Here is a 20,755-nt window from a genome sequence, read left to right on the forward strand (position 1 = left end):
GCTTACGATGCATGCGACGAGATTCGGCAATTCTTGCATTCGCATCGGCGTTCCTTTTTAATGGAACTGGTTCCAATCGCCGATTCGGCCATGTTCCCGCGTGACGTGCCGTCGTGCCCGCGTCATCATGCCGATTCAGGATCGAGGATCATTCAGCTCAGGATTCGCATCGCCCGTCCTTCCCGGACACCTAGTCAAACGAGACCGTCATGCCCGATTCCGCCTCCCTGCAACAACTGTTTCCCGCGTATCAAGACATCCCCGCCGAGTTCCGGCTCGCTTCGCCGATTCACCAGCGCGTGTCGCTCGTCGACGGCGAACTTCGACCGTGGAACGGTGCGACCAAGACCGTGCTGTCGCCCGTGTGCGTGCGGCAGGCGGACGGCAGCGTCGAGCAGGTCGAGATCGGCAGCTATCCGGTAATGGGCGAAACGGAAAGCGACGCGGCGCTCGACGCAGCGGTGCGCGCGTACGACTCGGGCCGCGGCGAGTGGCCGACGATGAAGGTCGAGCAGCGCATCGCGTGCATGCAGGACTTCATCAAGCGGATGGTCGCGCAGCGCGAACTGGTCGTGAACCTGATCATGTGGGAGATCGGCAAGAGCCTCGCCGATTCGCAGAAGGAGTTCGACCGTACCGTCACGTACATGACGCAGACGATCGATGCGCTGAAGGAGCTCGACAACGCGAACTCGCGCTTCGTGATCGCGGAAGGCACGATCGGCCAGATCCGCCGCACGCCGCTCGGCGTCGTGCTGTGCATGGGCCCGTACAACTATCCGCTGAACGAGACCTTCGCGACGCTGATCCCCGCGCTGCTGATGGGCAACACCGTGGTGTTCAAGCCGCCTCAGTACGGCACGCTGCTGTTCGAGCCGCTGCTCGAAGCGTTCCGCGACGCGTTCCCGCACGGCGTGATCAACACGATCTACGCGCCGGGCGCGGTGGTCGTGCCGCACATGCTCGCGTCGGGCAAGATCAACGTGCTCGCGCTGATCGGGTCGAGCAAGGTGGCCGATCACCTGAAGAAGCAGCACCCGAAGTCGCACCGGCTGCGCGCGATCCTCGGCCTCGACGCGAAGAACGCGGCGATCGTGCTGCCCGACGCCGATCTCGACCTCACCGTGAAGGAATGCCTGCTCGGCGCGCTGTCGTTCAACGGCCAGCGCTGCACCGCGCTGAAGATGCTGCTCGTGCACCGCTCGATCGTCGACGAATTCCTGAAGCGCTTCACCGCCGCGCTCGAACAGCTGAAGATCGGCATGCCGTGGGAAAAAGGCGTCAGCATCACGCCGCTGCCCGGCATGCATCGCACGGCCTACATGACGGACGCGATCGACGACGCGAAGGCCAAGGGCGCGCAGGTCATCAACCACTCGGGCGGCGAATTCAGCAAGACGCTGTTCTATCCGGCCGTCGTGTATCCGGTATCAGAAGGAATGAAGCTGTACCGCGAGGAACAGTTCGGGCCGATCATTCCGGTCGCGCCGTTCGACGACGTCGACACCGCGCTCGACTACGTGACGACGTCGGATCATGGCCAGCAGGTCAGCATCTTCGGTTCCGATCCGGTGCAGATCGGCGCGCTCGTCGATCCGCTCGTGAACCAGGTGTGCCGCGTGAACATCAACTGCCAGTGCCAGCGCGGGCCCGACGTGTTCCCGTTCGCGGGCCGCAAGGATTCGGCCGAAGGCACGCTGTCGGTGAGCGATGCGCTGCGCGCGTTCTCGATCCGCTCGATGGTCGCGGCGAAGCAGACCGACAGCAGCAAGCAGTTGCTCGACTCGATCGTGTCGGATCACACGTCGAAGTTCATCAATACGGGCTTTATCTTCTGAAGCCATCGTGAAGCGGGAACCCTCCGCCGCGCGTCGATGCTGCGGAGGGTTTCAGCGAACACCGCGCTGTTTATCATGCATTCGACGCCAGCAGCCTGATCCCCGCCACGCCGAACACGACGGCGAGACACGCTTCCATCGCGCGACGGCCGCGCACATACAGCCGGCGCGCGCCGTCCATCGAGAACACGAGCGCATAACCGCCGAACACCAGGCACCCGATCACGACACAGCCCGGCACGACCGCGCCGTGCGACGCGCCCGCGCCGTTCGACGACAGTGCGACGATCGACACCCACACGAGAATGGCTTTCGGATTGGTCAGGTGCAGCATCGCGCCGCGCATGTAGAAGCGCGACAGCCGCTGCTCGCGCGCCGCGTTCGGCGATGCCGCCGCCGTGCCCGACAGCGCCGTGCGCCCCGACTTGAATGCGAGCCACAGCAGGTACAGCCCGCCGAAGATCTTGATCGCGACCAGCAGCTTCGACCATGCGAGTAGCGCAGCCGACACGCCGAGCGCCGCCACGGTCGCCCAGAACATCGACCCCGAAATGACGCCGAGCGCGAACGCGAGCGCCGCCTTGCGGCCCTGGTTCGCGGCGACCGACATGATCGCGAGATTGCTTGGCCCCGGGCTGGCCGTGCCGATGAAATAGGCCGTGTAGGCCAGCAGCAGGTTGGCCGAGAAGAAGGCGTGGACGCTCATGTCGAATCTCGCAGGGTTGGTTCCGGGATTGTTGGCAAACGCGGGCCGTCTGCCCATGGACAATTGCGCGGCCAATCGCTGGGCCAGTTCGACGGCCACGCCAATCGAATCGCCGTTCGTGAAACCGTCTCGGATATGAAACACCCGGCGCATTCACCGCCCGTTTCCGCCATGCAACGGAGCTCGTCCCGTTTCGACGTTCCCGCCAGCGAACGCACGGCAGACGCGGGCGGAACGCGTGGATCGGCACGTTTCGGCCGTTCGCCGGCAGAAACGCACCGCGCGTTCCGCCCGCGTTACGTTACATCCGTGAAGCATTTCGCGTCGCCGAGCCCCTCCGTGGGCCTGACGTCCACCACGCCCCGCCTGTAGACATCCTCCTCGACCGCCTGCGCAACCCACTACCGGCGGGACTCGCCGGCCGGCGCCGGATCGCCGCTCGACATCGCTCGACAATCGGATCGCGGCGCTGGTACGGAAACTGCATTCCGTTCCGGTAAAAGCCGCGCCGACGACCCGCGCGGACACAAATTCAACCTCGGGCGCATCCACGAATACGCCCGAACGATCCGCGCAAGCAACGAGGCCCCTCATGGATGCGCTGCCCAATTCGTCCGACACGGCGTTCCAGCTCTTTCTCGCGAAGGTGCTCGAACAGCCGCTGCCCGACTGGACCGAAAAACAGCAGATGGAACTCGAGATGGCACGCACGCTGTCGACCGAAATGGTCCACATCGCCGAAGAGATGCGCGGCCGCGCGCCCGATCTCCCGCGCTGCCTCGTGCTGCTTCGCTACGCGAAGGTGCTCGACTTCATGCTGACGTCGCTCGCCGCGCACCGCGACATTCATCCGCAGACGCTGCGCACGCTGTTCCGGCTCGCGAACCTGAAGGTCGACGATTCGTATCCGGCGTGACGCGGCCTGGCGAGGCCCGATACGACGGAATGCGCGCATCGATCGCCGCCGCGATCACGAAGCCGAGCGATGCATGACGCGGTAACCCCGCGCACACGCCCGCTCGCTCGCCGGCTTATCCCGATCATCAGCGCTGTGGCCGGCCCCCTCTCCGCAAACGGATGTACAATCGCGCGCCATGAACGCACTTCGCCGCTTCCTGCTCCGGCAAGGCGTCGCGCGACAGCTTCTGTGGGGTTTCCTCCTCGTGACGCTGCTGTCCCGCGCGCTGATGTCGGGTGCCGTGATGCTCGATCCGGACGGTCCGGATGCGGGCTCGGTGGTGCTGTGTTCGGGCCGTGGCCCGCTGATCGTCGACGTGGCCGCACTGGCCGCCCGCTTCGACGCCAGCACGCCAATCACGCCGGCCAACGATGCGCTGGCGCTCGTCGATGCGCTCAAACACGACGCGCACGCCGACAAGACGGCACCCTCCGGAAACGGCGACAGCCTCTGCGCATTCGGCGCCGCCCTGTTCACGGCACTCGCGTCGTTCGTCCTGCTGGTGCTGCTGTTTCCCGCCGCGATTCCGCGGCGTTTCCGGATTCCTCCCGATTTCCTTCCCGTCGTGCGATCGATATTCGACGATCGCCCGCCCTCCCGCGCCCCTCCTCTGTTCTGCTGAACGTTCCGCCCAGCGGCTCGTGCATGTCGATGTGCATAAGCCTTCATGCCGTTCGTTTCACTAAACCCGATTCAAGCGTTCACCCGACTGTCCGCGTCGCGCGGGCGGCGCCGCCTTGCGCATGGCCTGCGCATCAGGCCGCGTTGCCCATTACGTCGACGCTCGCATGCCGGTGTGCGGCGCGTTGACGGCGGCCGGCCTGCGCCGGCCTCGCCGATCGACGATCATGAGGAACTGACACCATGTCGACCACCACCATCGAGCGGGCGATCTCGCCCGCCCATTCCGCAAGCGCCGGTTACCGGACGCTCTGGCGCTGGCATTTTTATGCCGGCCTGTTCGTCATGCCCTTCCTGGTGATCCTCGCGATCACGGGAACGCTTTATTGCTTCCAGCCGCAGATCGAGCCGCTGCTGTATCCGCACCGGCTGCTCGTCGAGTCGCGCGCCACGCCGAAGCTCGACCCGGACACGCTGCTCGCCCGTGCACGTACCGCGATGCCGACCGGTGCGACGCCGGTTTCCGTCCAGGTCTCCACCGCGCCGGACCGCAGCGCCGAATATGTGTTCCGGCTGCGCGACGGCAGCCGCGAGAGCGTCTACGTGAACCCGTACGACGGCAGCGTGCTCGGCACGCTGAGCGTCGAGCGACGCTTCATGCAGGTCGACCGGATGCTGCATCGCAAGCTGCTGCTCGGCAAGACGGGCGAGTTGCTGATGGAACTCGCCGCGTGCTGGACGTTCGTGATGATCGGCACCGGCATCGCGCTGTGGTGGCCGCGAGGCGCGGCGCGTGTCGGGCGCGCGCTGCGGCCCGACCTGTCGCTGCGCGGCCGGCCGCTGTGGAAGAGCATCCATGCGACGGCGGGCATCTGGCTCGCGGCCGGCACGGTGGCATTCATCCTGTCGGGGCTGCCGTGGTCGGGCTCGTGGGGCAAGAACTTCAAGGCGCTCGCCGCGACCGTGAACCTCGGCGCGCCGGAGGGCGCATGGGGCGGCGCGTCGGTGCGTTCGGCTCGCCCGGGCGCTGCCGCGGAGCCAGCGCGCGCGCAGGCCGCCGCGCCGTCCGGCCATCACCACGAATCGGGCGAGTCGATGCCGGGAATGGTGATGGACGACCTGCCGCTGCCGCAAACGCCGTGGGCGGTCGGCAACGTGCCCGTTCCGCATTCGCCGTCCGCGCCAACGCCGGCGCCGCTGCCGCTGGCACGCGCGATCGCGATCGTCGCGGGGCTCGGCGTGACGAGCGGCTACACGCTCGCGCTGCCGTCGGGCGCGGACGGCGTGTTCACCGCGTCGTACTTCCCGGCCGACCCGAAGGCGGAGCGGACGATCTACATCGATCAGTACAGCGGCGCGGTGCTGAAGGACATCCGCTACGACGACTACGGCGCGGTGTCGCAAGCCGTGTCGTACGGCACGTCGCTGCATATGGGTCGCTACTTCGGGCTCGCGAACCAGATCGTCTGCGCGGTGCTGTCGCTCGGGCTCGCCGCGATGGCCGTCACGGGCGCGGTGATGTGGTGGAAGCGCCGCCCGGCCGGGAAGCTGGGCGCGCCGTCGCGCGAACGCGGCACGCCGCCGATGCGCGGCTGGATCGCGGGGCTCGTGCTGCTCGGGATCGTATTCCCGCTGATGGGGATGACGATCGTCGCGGTCTGGTTGATCGACCACCTGCTGTTCGGCCGTGCGGCGCGCGCGGCAGCATGACCGCGAAGCGATTCCACCGATTCAAAGGATTCCGAAGCATGAAGTTCAGAGCAATGCTGCCCACTGCCGTTCTCACAGCTTTCGCGTCTGCCGGGCAGGCACGGGAAAGCGACGTCACGCGCGCGGGCTCGCCGCGCGCCCCGCCATCCACTTCCGATAGCGCCGCGTCTGGCATTGGGCGGCCAGTTGCTGCCGGACCAGCGCGCGCAGCGGCGACACCTGCGGGTTCGTGCGGCGCCCTTCGCTGAGCCGCGTGAGCTGGAACTTGACGACGGCCATGTTGGCCAGCGCGCCCAGCGCCTTGTTCTTCCACCGGATCGGCTGCAGCACCGGCGCGCTGTCCTTGCCGGCCCGCCAGTCGCGCGGCAGGTTCGGATCGATCGACAGCGCGGTCGCGATGCCGACCATCGCCACGCCGCTTTCGACCACCTGCTCGGCGACCGCGCGGCGCCGGATGCCGCCCGTGACCATCAGCGGCATCCGTGCGACGGCCGTGATGTCGCGCGCGAATTCGAGGAAATACGCTTCGCGCGCAAGCGTGCGCCCGTCGCGGGCCTCGCCCTGCATCGCCGGCACTTCATAGCTGCCGCCCGACAGTTCGACGAGATCGACGTCGAGCGGGTTCAGCAGCTCGACCACGCGCTTCGCGTCGTCCGCGCTGAAGCCGCCGCGCTGGAAGTCGGCCGAGTTCAGCTTGACCGCGACGACGAACGCGGGCGATACCGTCGCGCGCACGGCCCGCACGATGTCGAGCGGCAGGCGCGCGCGATTTTCGATGCTGCCGCCCCACTGGTCCTGCCGGCGGTTCGTCAGCGGCGACAGGAACTGGCTCAACAGATAGCCGTGCGCCGCGTGAATCTGCACGCCGGTGAAGCCGCTTTGCTCCGCAAGCTGCGCCGCGCGCACGAAACGCTGCCGCACCTCGGCGATATCGGCCTCCGTCATTTCCTTCGGCACCGGGAACTGCTTCGACAGCGCGCCGAGCGCGAGCGGCACGGCCGACGGCGCGAGCGTCGTCTGGCCAAGCGCCGCCTGCATCTGGCGCCCCGGGTGGTTGATCTGCATCCACACGTGCCCGCCGCCCGAGCGCGCGATCTGCGCCCAGCGGCGGAAGCGGTCGAGATGCGTGTCGCTCTCGAGCACGACACCGTTCGGCCCGGTCATCGCGCGGCCGTCCACCATCACGTTTCCGGTCAGGATCAGCCCGGCCTGGCCGTCGGCCCAGGCCTGGTACAGGCGCAGCAACGCGTCGGACGGCGCGTGGTCCGCATCGGCCATGTTCTCTTCCATCGCGGCCTTGGCCAGCCGGTTCGGGATCACCGCGCCGTTGGGCAGTGTCAGGGGCGTAAACAGGTTCATGGAGCGCATCCTCGATTGACGATGCTCAACGATAACTTTAAAGTCAACTTTAAGGTCAAGCCCCTTTGGAGCACCCCATGAAAATCGGCGAACTGGCGCGGGCCAGCGGCCTCGCGGCATCGCGCATCCGCTTCTACGAAGCGAGCGGCCTGCTCGAACCGGCCCGCCGGCAGGCGAACGGCTATCGGGAATACGGGCCGGAAGCGCTGACGCGGCTCGCGATCATCGACCGCGCGCAGCGCGCGGGTTTCGCGCTCGACGAAATCCGCGCGCTGCTGCCGCCCGATCTCGGCGCATGGGCGCGCGACGAGTTGCTGGTCGCGCTGCGGCACAAGGTCGACGAGATCGCGCTGCTCGAACAGCGTCTCGCGCAGAACCGGCGCCATCTGGAGACGCTGATCGACGAGATCGAGAACAAGCCGGCGGGCGAGGATTGCGCGGGTGCCGCGCAACGCATGCTCGACCGGCTGTGCGAGCAGGCCGGCGAACCGCTGGCACCGGCGCCCGTCGCACGGCCGACGCGCAAGCGCGCGTGACCGATTGCACTGCGTCACCCACCGATCGATCAACCCGCAGTGCGGCGAGACGAGCCGACGCATGCACGGCACGCGAGCGGGCCGCTGATCCTGATCGACGGCGTCGATGAACGGCACAAGGCGACCGACATCCTGCGGTGAAACCCGACGCCTGCGATACCTACGAAGCGTTCCGCTCCATCGGCTCGCCGACGACGAAGCCGCCGCCCTGGAACCGCTGCGCGGGATCGTCGTAGTCGGCGGTCGGCGCCGTGACCGGGAACAATCCCGCGAACTGCTCGGAGCTGTCGCGCGGACGGAAGCCGAGGAAACCGGCCTTCGTGTTGTCCCACCACTTCACCGGGTTGTCCGACGCGCCGTAAACGATCGCGTGCCCGACGCGGTTCGTCAGCAGCGAGCAGCGCACGAGCTCGATGAAGTCGCGATAGCTGAGGAACGTCACGAGCATGCGCGGGTTCTTCGGTACCTCGAACGACGAGCCGATCCGCAGGCACACGGTCTCGATCCCGAAGCGGTCGAAGTAGTAGCGCGACAGCGATTCGCCGAAGCACTTCGTCACGCCGTACAGGCTGTCGGGGCGCAATGGCGAATCGGCGTCGAGCACTTCCGTGACCGGATGGAAGCCGATCGCATGGTTCGAGCTCGCGAACACGACGCGCTTCACGCCGTGCTTGCGCGCGGCTTCATACAGGTTGTACGTGCCGGTAATGTTCGCGCCGACGAGATCGTCGAACGGCGCATCGATCGAAATGCCGCCGAGATGGACGATCGCGTCCACGCCGTCGACGAGCTGCATCACCGCCGGCCGGTCGGCCAGATCGACGACACGGGTTTCTTCATGCGCGGCCGCGTCGCCGAGCGCCGCGATATCGCTGACGCGCACGACGTCGGCCCATTGCGCGAGTGCGCCGCGCAACTGGCGGCCGAGGTTGCCGGCCGCGCCCGTCAGCAGCAGGCGCCCGAACGGTTTGCGCGCGCCGGTGGATGAGGCGTTCATCGAATCTCCTTCTCCTTGAATCTGACCTGGACTCCGATCCGGTTTTTACCTCGGATCGGAAAACGTTTTCCAACTATACGCGGGACCGCAACCGAACGTCAATGGTCGAACCTGTTCGCAGCCATCCGCACTTTCCCGATATCGGAGCGTGGCCGCGTGCCGGCTTTTTCTGCCACAATCCGGCGTTATCGAACGAAAACGTTACCCTTCCGATGAAAAAAGTTTCCCCGACGATCCGCGACGTGGCCGCGGAAGCCGGCGTGTCGGTCGCGACGGTATCGAAATACGTGAACGGCACGCAGCGCTTCTCGCCGGCGGTCGAAGCGCGGCTCAAGGAGGCGATCGACCGGCTCGGCTACCGTTCGAACCCGCTCGCGCGTTCGATGATCACCGGGCGCACGCGCACGATCGGCCTCGTGATCCTCGACATCAGCAATCCGCACTTCACGAACGTGGTCAAGGGCGCGAACCGGATCGCGCTGCAGCACGACTACACGCTGCTGCTCGTCGATACCGAGGAGAACCAGGCACGCGAACGCTCGCTGATCGAGGCGCTCGCGCAGCGCGTCGACGGGCTGATCGTCAGCACGCGGATGCCCGACGACGAGGCCGGCTGGATGCTCGATCTCAACAAGCCGCTCGTGCTGCTGCGCCGCAGCCCCGGCCTGCCGATTCCGAGCGTCGGCATCGACAACCGGCTGTCGACCTACATGCTCGCGCGCCACCTGCTCAATCTCGGGCACACGCGCATCGCGTATCTCGGCTTCGGCACTGCACGCGTGAACGACGAACGGATCCAGGGCGCGCGCGACTGCCTCGCCGAAGCGGGGCTCACGCTCGACGTGCACGACGCGCACGCACCGACGGCCGAAGCCGGCGAACGCGCGTGCTCGCGCGTGATGCTCGGGCCGCAGCGCCCGCAGGCCGTGATCTGCTACAACGACCTGATCGCGCTCGGCTTCATGAAGGAAGCCGCGTCGCTCGGCTTCCGGCTGCCGCAGGACGTGTCGGTCGCGGGCATCGACAACGTGCCGTACGGCGAATACGCGGCGCCCGCGCTGACCACCGTCGACATCCAGAGCGAGAACATGGGCGAGCTCGCGATGCAGAAGCTGATCGACGCGCTCGCGGGGCGCACCGATGCGAGTTATTCGACGTTCGAGCCGCGGCTGATCATGCGTGCGTCGACGGCAGCAGCCGGTTGAGTCGCCTGCCGAGCGCCTCAAAACGAAAACGCGCCGCCCATGGCGGCGCGTTCGTTTTCCGAACTACGATCAAGCGTCGAGTTTCGCCGGCTTCATCTTCGGCGTGAGCACGTGCATGATCGCCAGCGCGAGCAGGTATGCGAGCGCGCCGATCGCGAACAGCACCCAGTAGTGGCCCGTGCGTTGCAGCACCTGGCCGATCACTTCCGAGAACAGCACGCCGCCGATCGAACCGGCCATCCCGCCGATGCCGACCACCGACGCGACCGCGCGGCGCGGGAACAGGTCGGACGCCGTCGTGAACAGGTTCGCCGACCAGCCCTGGTGCGCGGCGGCGGCGAGGCCGACGATCAGCACCGCGATCCACAGGCTCTGCACCTGCGACACGAACGCGATCGGCAGCACGCAGCACGCGCAGATCAGCATCGCCGTCTTGCGCGCGCGGTTCACGCTCCAGCCCGCGCGCAGCAGCATCGACGACAGCCAGCCGCCGCCGATGCTGCCGACCGTCGTCAACGCATAGATGCAGACGAGCGGCAGGCCGATGTGCTGCATGTCCATCCCGCGCGACTCGTTGAGCCACTTCGGCAGCCAGAACAGGTAGAACCACCACACCGGGTCGGTCAGGAACTTGCCGACCAGGAACGCCCACGTCTCGCGTTTGCGGATCAGCTCGCCCCAGCGCGGCGCACCGGCGTTCGCGTTCGCCGCGTCCAGCGCTTCGGCTTCGTCGCGCGGTTCGTCGTATTCCGCGGCGAGCGCGCGCGTGTCGGCCTGCCGATAGAGCACGAGCCACACCGCGAGCCAGATGATGCCGATTGCACCGATGATCACGAACGCCGCGCGCCAGCCGTAGGCCACCGCGATCGCCGGGATGATCGCCGGCGCGAACACCGCGCCGATGTTCGCGCCCGAGTTGAAGATGCCGGTGGCGAGCGCGCGTTCGCGGCGCGGAAACCATTCGGCCGTCGTCTTGATCGCGGCCGGGAAGTTGCCGCCCTCACCGATCCCGAGCAGCGCACGCACGAACGCGAAGCCCGTCACCGAGCCGACCGCCGCATGGAGCATCGCGGCGATGCTCCATACCAGCATCGCCACCGCATACGAGATGCGCGTGCCGAGCCAGTCGACGATGCGCCCGAAGCCGAGCAGCCCGAGCGCATAGAACGCGGAAAACGCCATCACGATGCGGCCGTACTGCACCTGGCTCCAGCCGATGTCGTGCTGGAGCATCGGCGCGAGCAGGCCGAGGATCTGCCGATCCATGTAGTTGATGACGGTCGCGAAAAACAGCAGCGCACAGACGGTCCAGCGGTAGCGACTGGCGACGGCGCGCACCGTGCCGACGACGGCAGATTGCATGAATGTCTCCGATGCGCGGCCGCGCCGTCGCGCCGCACGATATTCGTTGACCGGCGATCGGCGCCGGGGCGGACGGCCGTCGCACGCTATCGCGGCACGGCCGATCGCCAACCAATCTGGAAAACGTTTTTCAAAGCATAGGGCGTCGGCCGGCACGCTGTCAGTCGGGGATTTCGATGAGTCATCTCAAATTGGTCTCGGTAAAAGAGACGACTGTTTCGAAGAGTGGTATTAACCGTTTTTCCTGGATTTTCCAACGCGCGAATCGGGGCACGGACGCCGATACACATGTCCGATTCCAGCCAGAATCGATGACGGGGATGGTTTACAGTCGTTTCATGCGCCTCGATCCCGACACCTGCTACGACGCCCTGCTTTCGCGGAACCGCCGCTTCGACGGCTGGTTCTTCGTCGGCGTCGCGACGACGGGCGTGTATTGCCGCCCCGTCTGCCCGGTGAAGCCGCCGAAAGCGCAGAACTGCAGCTATTACCCGACCGCCGCGGCCGCCGAGAAAGCCGGCTTTCGGCCGTGCATGCGCTGCCGCCCCGAGCTCGCGCCCGGTCACGGCTTGCTCGACCTCTCAGGCAATCTCGCCGATGCGACCGCCACGCTGATCGAGGACGGTTTCCTGAACGAGCATTCCGTCGACGCGCTCGCGCGGCGCGTCGGCGTGACCGAACGCCATCTGCGCCGGATCTTCGCCGCGCAGTTCGGCGTATCGCCGGTCGAGTTCGCGCAGACGCACCGGCTGCTGATGGCCAAGCGGCTGCTGACCGACACCGCGCTGCCGGTGGCAGTCGTCGCATCGACGGCCGGGTTCGGCAGCGTGCGGCGCTTCAACGACCTGTTCCGGCAGCGCTACGGCCTCAATCCGCTGCGGCTTCGCAAAGGGTCCGGCGCGTCCGCCGATGGCGACATGACGTTCCCGCTGCCATACCGGCCGCCGTTCGCGTGGGCCGACCTGATGCGCTTTCTCGCGCAACGGCAGATCGGCGGCGTCGAGCGGATCGACGCGCAAGGCTATGCGCGCGTCGTCGAATTGCCGAATCGCAACGATGGCAGCCGCCTGACCGGATGGTTATCCGTCGCGCACGTGCCGCAGCGCTTCGCGCTGGCCGTCACCGTGTCGCCCGCGCTGACGCCGGTCGTGCCGGCCGTGCTCGCGCGCGTGCGGCGGCTGTTCGATCTCGACAGCCGCCCCGACGTGATCGACGCGCATCTCGGCGCACTCGCGAGCGGCTCACCCGGCTTGCGCGTGCCCGGCGCGTTCGACGGCCTCGAAATCGCACTTCGCGCGATCGCGGGCGAACGGCTCGCGGCGGCGCATGCGGGTGCGGTGCTCGCGCGCATCGCCGAACGCTTCGGCACTAAGGTAGAAGGCGCGCCGCCGGGGCTGACGCACGCGCCGCCTTCCGCGGTTACGCTGGCCGCCCTGCCGCCGGCGGCGCTTGAAGAACTCGGCATTACGCGCGAAACGGCACGGGCGATCCTGTCGCTCGCACGCGCTGTCACCGACGGCATGCTCGCACTCGAACCGATGGCGCCGCTCGACGCGACGCTCGCCGCGCTGCGCGCGATGCCCGGCTTCGACGAGCGCGCGGTGCAGTACGTCGCGATGCGTGCGATGGCCTGGCCGAATGCATTCCCGGCCGACGATGCGTTGCTTCCCGCCCGCGGCGAACACATCGAACACATCGAACACATCGAACGCTCGCGCATGCCATCATCTTCGCCGCATGCCTCGCGCTGGGCGCCGTGGCGCGCGTATGCCGCATTGCATGTGTGGCGCCTTCAAGGAGACGTATTGCGATGACTCCCGCTCACCTGATTCCGAGCCCGCTCGGCGACATCGCCGTGCGCATCGAGGACGATGCGCTGACGGGCCTGTTCTTCGTCGGCCAGAAATACTTCCCGTCGCTTTCGATCGCGCAGGAAGCAAACGCGCTCGTCACTTCGCCGATCGCGCGCAAGGTCGCGGAAGAAATCGCGGAATACTTCACCGGCATGCGCGAAACGTTCTCGGTGCCGATCCACCTGCGCGGCACGACGTTTCAACGGCGTGTATGGAAGGAACTGCTCGCGATTCCGTTCGGCGAGCTCGTGTCGTACGGCGACATCACCGAACGCGTCGGGTTGCCGATGAGCGCCGCGCGCGCCGTGGGCGGTGCGGTCGGCCGGAACCCGGTGTCGATCATGGTGCCGTGCCATCGCGTGGTCGGCGCGTCGGGCAGCCTGACCGGTTATGCGGGCGGCATCGACCGCAAGCGCGCGCTGCTGTCGCTAGAAGGTGCCGGGTTCGAGCGTGGCGCACATCATCCGGTGCAGACAGCGCTCGCGTTCTGAGTGACGGCGCGCGGCACGCGTGGCCGCATCACGCGTTCAATACAGGCCGGCGCGCTTCACGCTTCGCATACGCACCGGGCGTCATGCGGAATTTCGCCTGGAACAGCGCGATGAACGACGACGTCGAGTCGTAGCCCAGTTGCGCGGCCACCGCACCGATCGGCTCGCCGGCGTCGAGCAGCGGCAGCGACGCGAGCAGCCGCACGGCCTGCCGCCATTCGGTGAACGACAGCCCCGTGTCCTGCCGGAACAGCCGCGACAGCGTGCGCCGCGTCGCGCCGACCTGATGGCCCCATTCGTCGAGACTGCGCGTATCGCCCGGATGCGCATGCAACGCGCGCGCGATTTTCAGCAGGCGCGGATCGCGCGGCAGCGGCACCGTCAGCGGCGCCGGCCGCATCCGCGCGATCCGGTCGGCGATCAGGCAGACGAGCGCGCCGTCCGGCCCCGCTTCGTCGTAGTTCACCGGCAATTCGGCCGTGGCCATCACCAGCTCGCGCAGCAGCGGCGTCATGCAGAGGATCGTGCAATCGTCGTTCGCATCGCTGCGCGCGATCGCTTCGTCGAGATACAGGCTATGGAATGCGACGCAATCGCGCGTCGTCACCGCATGCGGCACGTGCGGCGGAATCCACATCGCATAGTGCGGCGGCAACAGTTGCCGACCCGACGGCGTCGACACCTCGAGCACGCCGCTCGTCGCATACATCAGCTGGGCCCACGGATGACTGTGCGCGTCGACGCTCACGTTGCCGGGAATCCCGAACGCACGCACGTACAGCGGCCTCGGCAGGCGCGCCATCGGCGGCACTGCGTAAGGGTCACCCGATTGTCCCGCCAGCAACATAAGACGTCCTCCGAAGGTCATTGCACGAACGAGCGCGATGCTACCGTGGCGGCTCTTCTTTCACACGGCTTCCGAACATGAGCGCTCATACCCGCACCACCCGCAAGACCGTCACCGCGATCCGTTCGACCAAAGGCATCGGCAGCCTCGTGTCGCTGACCGCGTATTCCGCGCCGATGGCGAAGCTCGTCGACGACGTGGCCGACGTGATCATCGTCGGCGATTCCGTCGGCATGGTGTTGTACGGGATGCACGATACGCTGCGCGTCACGCTCGACATGATGATTGCACACGGTGCGGCCGTCGTGCGCGGCGCCGCGCAAGCGTGCGTCGTCGTCGACCTGCCGTTCTCGACGTACCAGGAATCGCCCGCGCAGGCCTATCGCTCCGCCGCGCGGCTGCTCGCCGAAACCGGCGCGCAGGCCGTGAAGCTCGAAGGCGGCAGCGAGATGGCCGACACCATCCGCTTCCTGACCGAGCGCGGCATACCGGTGATGGCGCATGTCGGCCTGATGCCGCAGCAGGCCAACGCGACGGGCGGCTTCCGCGCGCAGGGCATGGACCCGCGTTCGGCCGCGCAAGTGTTCGACGCCGCGTGCGCGGCCGAGCGGGCCGGCGCGTTCGGCGTCGTCATCGAAGGCACCGCCGAAGCGCTCGCGCGCCATCTGACTGAAACGCTGACGATCCCGACGATCGGCATCGGCGCATCGCCCGCGTGCGACGGACAAGTGCTCGTGACCGAGGACATGATCGGTGCGTTCGATGCATACACGCCGCGCTTCGTGAAACGTTACGCCGATGCGAATACGGTGATGCGCGACGCGATCCGCCAGTACGCGCACGACGTGCGGCAGCGCGTGTTTCCCGAACCGGCGCATTGCTTCGGGTATGGCAAGCCGCTGCAACTGGCGGACGCGGCCGCCGCCTGACACGACGCGATCACGCGCGCTTGCGCATCGCATGCGCGACCCGCGCGTTCGCCTCGAATTTCGCGCGATGCGTCGAGAAGAACGTCCGCACGTTGCGGACGTTCGATGCGCCGGTGAACAGCCGCCGCGCGAATTCGTCGTATTCGGCGACGTCGGCAAGATCGGCCACCACGACGAAATCGGGGCCCGGCGACACGCGGTAGCACTGCGTGACGGCCGGCTCCGCGCAGACGTACGCTTCGAACGCGTCGTAGTCTTCGGCCGTCTGCCGGTCGAGGCTGATCTCGATCAGCGCCGTGACGGCCGTGCCGATCGCGACCGGATCGAGCACCGCGACCTGCCGGCGGATCACGCCGGCTTCCGTCAGCCGGCGCACGCGACGCATGCAGGTCGGCGGCGACGACAGCGCGCGCTCGGCCAGTTGCAGGTTCGACACCGACGCGTCGTCCTGCAGGATCGCGAGGATGCGCAGGTCGAGATCGTCGAGGGTGATGCCGGCCATCGGCGGCTCCTTCGGGTCAGGGCGTGAAATTTAATTTCAGCATGATAGACGATCTACGCGTCGTTTCATTTATATCGATATTTTGAAATTTAATTCCATTCAACCGCCTCTACCATCGCTCTCACTGATCCAGACAGGACATTTACGGAGCGCGATATGTGTGGAATTGTCGGGGCGGTTGCCCAGCGGGACATCCTGCCGAACCTTGTCGACGGCCTGAAGCGGCTCGAATACCGCGGCTACGATTCGTGCGGCGTCGTGGTCTACCGCGACCGTGCGCTGGCACGTGCCCGCAGCGTCGATCGCGTGGCCAACCTGCAGCGCGAGATCGCCGAGCATGCGTTGTCGGGTTACACCGGCATCGCGCATACGCGCTGGGCCACGCATGGCGCACCCGTCACGCTCAACGCGCATCCGCACTTCTCGCCGAGCGACGCCAACGCGCGCATCGCGCTGTCGCACAACGGGATCATCGAGAACTGCGACCAGTTGCGTGCGGAACTGCAGGCGCAGGGCTACGTGTTCGCGAGCCAGACCGACAGCGAGGCGATCGCGCACCTGATCGACCACCTGTACGACGGCGACCTGTTCGATGCGGTGCGGCGCGCGGTCGCGCGACTGCGCGGCAGCTACGCGATCGCGGCGATGTGCCGCGACGAGCCGCATCGGATCGTCGGCGCGCGCGACGGTATGCCGCTCGTGGTCGGCGTCGGCGAAGGCGAGAATTTCCTGGCGTCCGACGCGATTGCGCTGTCGGGCATCACCGATCGCATCGCGTATCTGGAGAACGGCGACGTCGCCGATATCCAGCTGCATCGCTACTGGATCGTCGATGCGGCCGGCCAGCGCGTCGAGCGCACGGTGCAGCGGGTCGCCGCGCATAGCGGCGCGGCCGATCTCGGGTCGTACCGCTACTACATGCAGAAGGAGATCTTCGAGCAGCCGCAGGCGGTGGCCGATACGCTGCTCGACGTCGCGTCGATCATGCCCGAGCTGTTCGGCGACGGTGCGTGGCGGGTGTTCAACGATGTCGACTCGGTGCTGCTGCTTGCGTGCGGCGGCAGCTATCACGCGGCGCTGACCGCGAAGTACTGGATCGAGAGCATCGCGAAACTGCCGGCGAGCGTTGAAATTGCCAGTGAGTTTCGCTATCGCGACAGCGTGCCGAATCCGCGCACGCTGGTTGTCGCGGTGTCGCAGAGCGGCGAGACGGCTGACGTGCTCGGCGCGGTGCATGTCGCGAAGCAGCGCGGGATGATGCATACGCTCGCGATCTGCAACGTCGCGACGAGTGCGTTGATGCGCGAATGTGCGCTGCAGTTCGTGACGCGTGCGGGGATCGAGATCGGGGTGGCTTCAACGAAGGCTTTTACGACGCAGCTCGTTGCGTTGTTCTTGCTGACGTTGTCGCTTGCTCAGGTGCGCGGGCGGTTGAGTGATGACGAGGAGAAGGAACATTTGCGTGCGCTGCGGCATCTACCCGATGCGATGTCGAAGGTGCTCGCGCTGGAGCCGCAGATCATGGCGTGGTCGGAACTGCTCGCGCGACGCGACAACATGCTGTTTCTCGGGCGCGGGATGCATTACCCGATCGCGCTCGAGGGTGCGTTGAAGATGAAGGAGATTTCTTATATTCACGCCGAAGCGTATCCGGCCGGCGAGTTGAAGCATGGGCCGCTTGCGCTGGTGAGCAACGAGATGCCGGTGATTGCGGTTGCGCCGAATGACATGCTGCTCGAGAAGCTCCGGTCGAACATGCATGAGGTCAGTGCGCGGAACGGGCGGCTTTTTGTCTTTGCGGATGTGGACTGTGGGTTGGTGCCGGGTGACGGGATCGAGGTGATTCGGCTCAATGAATACTACGGGCCGCTTTCGCCGATTCTGCATACGGTGCCGATGCAGCTTCTCGCCTATCACGCTGCGTTGGCAAGAGGAACGGATATTGATAAGCCTCGGAATCTGGCTAAGTCGGTGACGGTGGAGTGAGGCGGGCGGCGACTGCCGGGGGCTGGCAACTTCGAATAGTTTCACTTAACGCGCCCCGCGAAGTTTCACTTAACGCCCTCCGAAATCCCCGCAAACGACTGCCGGGCGGGGCTTAAGTGAAACTGTTCCAACGGCATTTGCGCTCGGCCAAAGCGCGGGATGCCTCGGAAAAATCGCGCCCATCCACGCGCCGTATTGAGCCCCTTTCCATTCATGACGAGTGACTATCCCATCAGCTCAGGACACGTCGGGCTGAGGCAGTCAGCACTTCGACTGCGGAACGTTCGGCCGCGTCGGCCGAGGCAGCCCTTTGGGCCATACCTTTCAAGTAATTGCGTCGCCCCCTGTACGCAACGGCTGTCTGGTTTCGGCGGACAGGGAAGAAAGCGCTGTCGGCTCATGCCCTGCCTTTCACCGCATGATGCAGGTTTCGCTGTGGCGAGCTAAGAAACCCCTGTGTTCCGGCAGGCATAGGTTTCGCACGGGCCCCAGAAGGCACGAGCGCATATACTTTGATTGTCTCTGAGCATACGCAACATCTTGAAACGATGAACGCCCCGCAGGGAGAGCACATGAAGCTTGAAGACCGAATCGCTCTCTCTATTAAGAGACGCAAAAGTGTAGTCATACTACGCTCCGAGGTTGCATCACTTGGCAGTGCCTCGCATGTGAGCCGAGTACTTGCGAAAATGGTCGGCGATGGACGCCTGATACGTGTCAGCCTCGGCGTTTACTGCAAAACACGCATCAACAGATTCACGAACGCGCTGGCGCCAGCCGCCCCGTTCGAGACGGTCGCCGCCGAGACCTTCAAGAAGCTGAACATTGAAGTACACCCAGGACGGTTCGCGCGCGAGTACAACGCGGGAACTACCACCCAAATTCCAATGGACGGTTTGGTCAACACGGGGGCACGCCGGATACGTCGAAAAATCCGGGTCGGAAGCAAGACGGTGAAATACGAGATAGGTCGATAACGGTGCATTGGCCGTTTGAAGCAGCTTTTCGCGGCACAAGCTGGAAATCTCGCCCGCCCTCCTCATATATGCAAGCAGAAGGCTGACCTAGCGCCGCAGTCACGCGTGCCTGTAGCGAATCGGATACGTGCGCCGATTTGGTTGGATGATGTGATGTTCGCCGCTTCATATATGCGGCGAACATTGGTCAGATTCCGAGAGACATGTTGGCGTCGGGAATACCTTCACACTCGCATCGTGGCTTGTCAAAGCTCACGGGCTGTACGAGAGTGGCTCCAATGCGCGGAACTAAGGACAACATTCGCGGACGGTGGTGCCATGAATTTGTGTGCTGTTGGTCATGCCACCCCTGCAATCTGTAATTGTCTAACATGCGGCTGTTCGGATGGCCGTATCTATTCTTGCCTGACGAAATGACGAGACGTGCGTCTGAGACGGTGGTCTCTGGAATGGCGAAGACATTCAATTTTCCGCCATGATGACTGGCGACCATCGCGACAATTCGACGTGAATCCCACGAGCTAACTCGGTCAAACTGAATGCTATCAAATTCGCAATCGCCCGGCAGTAACACAAGCCCCCGCTTCCAACCGTCATCGATACGAACGACCATCGCCAATCCGGAGTTGTTACGATAGGACACGTCTCGTTTTTTGGTGGAGCACTTGAGTAGCGTCAGGTTGCCAGTTTCCCACATGCTCTTTCGCCTAGACCAGAAATGCAGTGCCCGTCGCCCCTCCCATCGTTGATGGTAGAGTTTCAAAATAAGAAGATAATGGCTTGGACCAAGCTTCATTGCCTTCTCCGGTGCAGGTACAAGCCACGGGCGGTGAAGCGCCGCACTTTTCCACGTCGCGAAAGGCGCGCCTCGGGCCCTGTCGTAACGCCAGCTTTCGAGCGCATATGCCCAATGGTCCCAATCCCAGTGTGAGAGCACAACCGGTGCTATGCCAGCATTACTTTGCACATCGAAAAGCTGCGGCGGCGGATTTGGCGCGCCAGCTATATTGGTCTGAATGGGCCAGCCTAGGTCGAAGAACAATACCGGATGCTCGTGCTCATCGACTACTGCATTGCAATTGCCTTGGCCAACGTGATAGGCAACCACATGTCGTCGGCCTTCGCTTGCAAACAATTTTTCAAGCCGCCTCGCAAACCGTTCAAACGACTTGGGGGCAAGCTGCGTTGCGTCAAAAATGCGCTCGGCCGCGGTCTGAGTGTCGGCGTCGAGTGCCTCCGGTCGTGAAATATACAGAGTAATGGCTTCCGCATCAGCGGCTGTCGGGGCAAGGGAAACAAACGTCGCAGGAATGTCTACCGCCGCTGCATCGTCGCGTACCTCAGAGACCGTAAGCGTGAACCAAATTCGTACGGACGCGTTGTTGATTCTATCCAGTAGACTCGGCGCAAATGATTCGCGCCTGACCTGGAGTACGGCTCCCATATACTCGTCAGCCTGTTCAGATGAAAATTGAGCCAGCCCTCCGACTCGCCGCATGACTGAAAATGTCTTTTGAGAAATACAGTCTAGATACACGTGTTCTTGGTCGACATCACCATCTAACGACTCTAGAACCGCGAAGTAACGCATGAGGGACCTCCGCCTTTTTTGCTATTCATTGCTTATCGGTCGCATCAGGTAAAACTTGATTGTGACCATGGATTGAAGCTGGGCGAAGCAAGCCCCTCGCATCCAGCACCCCCTAGGGCTTAGACAGCTGCTCGATGATACGTTGAGCCAGGATGGTGGCCGCTTCGTACATGGCGTTTGCGATGACCGCTGCGAACCCGTCGCCACGCAGTCGGGCGATAGTCTCACCGCGAGGTATTGCCTTTTTAGACAGTGTCGGTGGCTCAGCCTTCTTGATTGAGGAGGCA

General features: G+C 65.3%; 18 protein-coding genes and 1 pseudogene. 12 read left to right on the plus strand and 7 right to left on the minus strand.

Going from position 1 to position 20,755, the window contains the following annotated elements; translation table 11 throughout:
- Window positions 1-209: 209 nt before the first annotated feature.
- The gene (locus tag BT264_RS07920; protein ID WP_072438443.1) at window positions 210-1,838 is read left to right on the plus strand and encodes an NADP-dependent glyceraldehyde-3-phosphate dehydrogenase; all 1,629 of its coding nucleotides are present in this window, start codon (window positions 210-212) and stop codon (window positions 1,836-1,838) included.
- Between the two features lie 73 nt (window positions 1,839-1,911).
- On the opposite strand, the gene BT264_RS07925 is transcribed toward BT264_RS07920, so the two are convergent.
- Window positions 1,912-2,544 carry a LysE family translocator gene (locus tag BT264_RS07925; RefSeq protein WP_072438441.1) on the minus strand — a complete coding sequence of 211 codons (633 nt, stop codon included), beginning with the start codon at window positions 2,542-2,544 and terminating at the stop codon, window positions 1,912-1,914.
- 592 nt (window positions 2,545-3,136) lie between these two features.
- Here BT264_RS07925 and BT264_RS07930 point away from each other — a divergent pair.
- From BT264_RS07930 to BT264_RS07945, 3 genes are all read left to right on the plus strand, one after another.
- The gene (locus BT264_RS07930) at window positions 3,137-3,460 is read left to right on the plus strand and encodes a DNA-binding protein (protein WP_072438439.1); all 324 of its coding nucleotides are present in this window, start codon (window positions 3,137-3,139) and stop codon (window positions 3,458-3,460) included.
- 178 nt (window positions 3,461-3,638) lie between these two features.
- Window positions 3,639-4,124, plus strand: a complete 486-nt coding sequence (locus tag BT264_RS07935; protein ID WP_072438437.1) for a hypothetical protein — start codon at window positions 3,639-3,641, stop codon at window positions 4,122-4,124.
- A 242-nt stretch (window positions 4,125-4,366) separates the two neighbouring features.
- Window positions 4,367-5,833, plus strand: coding sequence for a PepSY-associated TM helix domain-containing protein (locus BT264_RS07945; protein WP_072438435.1), 1,467 nt, complete (start codon window positions 4,367-4,369; stop codon window positions 5,831-5,833).
- Window positions 5,834-5,947: 114 nt separating this feature from the next.
- Here the strand turns inward: BT264_RS07945 and BT264_RS07950 are convergent, their stop codons facing one another.
- The gene (locus tag BT264_RS07950) at window positions 5,948-7,192 is read right to left on the minus strand and encodes an NADH:flavin oxidoreductase/NADH oxidase family protein (RefSeq protein WP_072438433.1); all 1,245 of its coding nucleotides are present in this window, start codon (window positions 7,190-7,192) and stop codon (window positions 5,948-5,950) included.
- Window positions 7,193-7,269: 77 nt separating this feature from the next.
- Here BT264_RS07950 and BT264_RS07955 point away from each other — a divergent pair, with 77 nt between their 5' ends.
- Both BT264_RS07955 and BT264_RS40435 read left to right on the plus strand, forming a co-directional pair.
- The gene (locus BT264_RS07955; RefSeq protein WP_072438431.1) at window positions 7,270-7,728 is read left to right on the plus strand and encodes a MerR family transcriptional regulator; all 459 of its coding nucleotides are present in this window, start codon (window positions 7,270-7,272) and stop codon (window positions 7,726-7,728) included.
- A 60-nt stretch (window positions 7,729-7,788) separates the two neighbouring features.
- A pseudogene (locus BT264_RS40435) lies at window positions 7,789-7,869 on the plus strand (DUF1330 domain-containing protein); the annotation flags it as partial.
- A gap of 19 nt (window positions 7,870-7,888) precedes the next feature.
- Here BT264_RS40435 and BT264_RS07960 read toward each other — a convergent pair.
- Window positions 7,889-8,725: an NAD-dependent epimerase/dehydratase family protein gene (locus tag BT264_RS07960; RefSeq protein ID WP_072438428.1), complete on the minus strand. Its 837-nt coding sequence runs from the start codon at window positions 8,723-8,725 to the stop codon at window positions 7,889-7,891.
- Window positions 8,726-8,826: 101 nt separating this feature from the next.
- Here BT264_RS07960 and BT264_RS07965 point away from each other — a divergent pair, with 101 nt between their 5' ends.
- The gene (locus BT264_RS07965) at window positions 8,827-9,930 is read left to right on the plus strand and encodes a LacI family DNA-binding transcriptional regulator (RefSeq protein WP_072438426.1); all 1,104 of its coding nucleotides are present in this window, start codon (window positions 8,827-8,829) and stop codon (window positions 9,928-9,930) included.
- A 69-nt stretch (window positions 9,931-9,999) separates the two neighbouring features.
- Here the strand turns inward: BT264_RS07965 and BT264_RS07970 are convergent, their stop codons facing one another.
- Window positions 10,000-11,292, minus strand: coding sequence for an MFS transporter (locus BT264_RS07970; RefSeq protein ID WP_072438542.1), 1,293 nt, complete (start codon window positions 11,290-11,292; stop codon window positions 10,000-10,002).
- A 320-nt stretch (window positions 11,293-11,612) separates the two neighbouring features.
- Between BT264_RS07970 and BT264_RS07975 the strand changes: the two genes are divergently transcribed.
- Together BT264_RS07975 and BT264_RS07980 are read left to right on the plus strand one after the other, a co-directional pair.
- The gene (locus BT264_RS07975) at window positions 11,613-13,106 is read left to right on the plus strand and encodes a DNA-3-methyladenine glycosylase 2 family protein (RefSeq protein WP_072438424.1); all 1,494 of its coding nucleotides are present in this window, start codon (window positions 11,613-11,615) and stop codon (window positions 13,104-13,106) included.
- Window positions 13,103-13,636 (plus strand): methylated-DNA--[protein]-cysteine S-methyltransferase, encoded by a 534-nt coding sequence (locus tag BT264_RS07980; protein ID WP_072438421.1) that lies wholly within the window; start codon window positions 13,103-13,105, stop codon window positions 13,634-13,636. The genes BT264_RS07975 and BT264_RS07980 overlap by 4 nt, the downstream gene beginning before the upstream one ends.
- A 28-nt stretch (window positions 13,637-13,664) precedes the next feature.
- Here the strand turns inward: BT264_RS07980 and BT264_RS07985 are convergent, their stop codons facing one another.
- Window positions 13,665-14,483, minus strand: a complete 819-nt coding sequence (locus tag BT264_RS07985; protein ID WP_072438420.1) for an AraC family transcriptional regulator — start codon at window positions 14,481-14,483, stop codon at window positions 13,665-13,667.
- Window positions 14,484-14,560: 77 nt separating this feature from the next.
- On the opposite strand from BT264_RS07985, the gene panB reads away from it, so the two are divergent.
- Entirely contained in the window at window positions 14,561-15,412 is an 852-nt protein-coding gene (gene panB, locus BT264_RS07990) for a 3-methyl-2-oxobutanoate hydroxymethyltransferase (RefSeq protein ID WP_072438418.1), read from the plus strand.
- Window positions 15,413-15,422: 10 nt separating this feature from the next.
- On the opposite strand, the gene BT264_RS07995 is transcribed toward panB, so the two are convergent.
- Window positions 15,423-15,914 carry an Lrp/AsnC family transcriptional regulator gene (locus BT264_RS07995; RefSeq protein ID WP_034181959.1) on the minus strand — a complete coding sequence of 164 codons (492 nt, stop codon included), beginning with the start codon at window positions 15,912-15,914 and terminating at the stop codon, window positions 15,423-15,425.
- A gap of 156 nt (window positions 15,915-16,070) precedes the next feature.
- Between BT264_RS07995 and glmS the strand changes: the two genes are divergently transcribed.
- Complete coding sequence (gene glmS, locus BT264_RS08000; protein WP_072438416.1) at window positions 16,071-17,900, plus strand: glutamine--fructose-6-phosphate transaminase (isomerizing); 1,830 nt, start codon at window positions 16,071-16,073, stop codon at window positions 17,898-17,900.
- Window positions 17,901-18,472: 572 nt separating this feature from the next.
- The gene (locus tag BT264_RS08005; RefSeq protein ID WP_072438540.1) at window positions 18,473-18,877 is read left to right on the plus strand and encodes a DUF6088 family protein; all 405 of its coding nucleotides are present in this window, start codon (window positions 18,473-18,475) and stop codon (window positions 18,875-18,877) included.
- Between the two features lie 187 nt (window positions 18,878-19,064).
- Here BT264_RS08005 and BT264_RS37955 read toward each other — a convergent pair whose 3' ends face one another.
- Window positions 19,065-20,468, minus strand: coding sequence for a ComEC/Rec2 family competence protein (locus BT264_RS37955; protein ID WP_143155715.1), 1,404 nt, complete (start codon window positions 20,466-20,468; stop codon window positions 19,065-19,067).
- Window positions 20,469-20,755 lie beyond the last annotated feature (287 nt).

The sequence above is a fragment of the Burkholderia sp. NFPP32 genome (assembly GCF_900119325.1).
In the GTDB taxonomy this organism is placed as follows: domain Bacteria; phylum Pseudomonadota; class Gammaproteobacteria; order Burkholderiales; family Burkholderiaceae; genus Burkholderia; species Burkholderia pyrrocinia_C.

Coding starts and splice junctions, on each gene's coding strand:
- BT264_RS07970 (WP_072438542.1), bottom strand. CDS start 11,292: ATGCAATCTGCCGTCGTCGGCACGGTGCGCGCCGTCGCCAGTCGCTAC.
- BT264_RS07995 (WP_034181959.1), bottom strand. CDS start 15,914: ATGGCCGGCATCACCCTCGACGATCTCGACCTGCGCATCCTCGCGATC.
- BT264_RS07930 (WP_072438439.1), top strand. CDS start 3,137: ATGGATGCGCTGCCCAATTCGTCCGACACGGCGTTCCAGCTCTTTCTC.
- BT264_RS07960 (WP_072438428.1), bottom strand. CDS start 8,725: ATGAACGCCTCATCCACCGGCGCGCGCAAACCGTTCGGGCGCCTGCTG.
- BT264_RS07950 (WP_072438433.1), bottom strand. CDS start 7,192: ATGAACCTGTTTACGCCCCTGACACTGCCCAACGGCGCGGTGATCCCG.
- BT264_RS07955 (WP_072438431.1), top strand. CDS start 7,270: ATGAAAATCGGCGAACTGGCGCGGGCCAGCGGCCTCGCGGCATCGCGC.
- BT264_RS37955 (WP_143155715.1), bottom strand. CDS start 20,468: ATGCGTTACTTCGCGGTTCTAGAGTCGTTAGATGGTGATGTCGACCAA.
- BT264_RS07920 (WP_072438443.1), top strand. CDS start 210: ATGCCCGATTCCGCCTCCCTGCAACAACTGTTTCCCGCGTATCAAGAC.
- BT264_RS08005 (WP_072438540.1), top strand. CDS start 18,473: ATGAAGCTTGAAGACCGAATCGCTCTCTCTATTAAGAGACGCAAAAGT.
- glmS (WP_072438416.1), top strand. CDS start 16,071: ATGTGTGGAATTGTCGGGGCGGTTGCCCAGCGGGACATCCTGCCGAAC.
- BT264_RS07925 (WP_072438441.1), bottom strand. CDS start 2,544: ATGAGCGTCCACGCCTTCTTCTCGGCCAACCTGCTGCTGGCCTACACG.
- BT264_RS07985 (WP_072438420.1), bottom strand. CDS start 14,483: ATGTTGCTGGCGGGACAATCGGGTGACCCTTACGCAGTGCCGCCGATG.
- panB (WP_072438418.1), top strand. CDS start 14,561: ATGAGCGCTCATACCCGCACCACCCGCAAGACCGTCACCGCGATCCGT.
- BT264_RS07975 (WP_072438424.1), top strand. CDS start 11,613: ATGGTTTACAGTCGTTTCATGCGCCTCGATCCCGACACCTGCTACGAC.
- BT264_RS07980 (WP_072438421.1), top strand. CDS start 13,103: ATGACTCCCGCTCACCTGATTCCGAGCCCGCTCGGCGACATCGCCGTG.
- BT264_RS07945 (WP_072438435.1), top strand. CDS start 4,367: ATGTCGACCACCACCATCGAGCGGGCGATCTCGCCCGCCCATTCCGCA.
- BT264_RS07965 (WP_072438426.1), top strand. CDS start 8,827: ATGGTCGAACCTGTTCGCAGCCATCCGCACTTTCCCGATATCGGAGCG.
- BT264_RS07935 (WP_072438437.1), top strand. CDS start 3,639: ATGAACGCACTTCGCCGCTTCCTGCTCCGGCAAGGCGTCGCGCGACAG.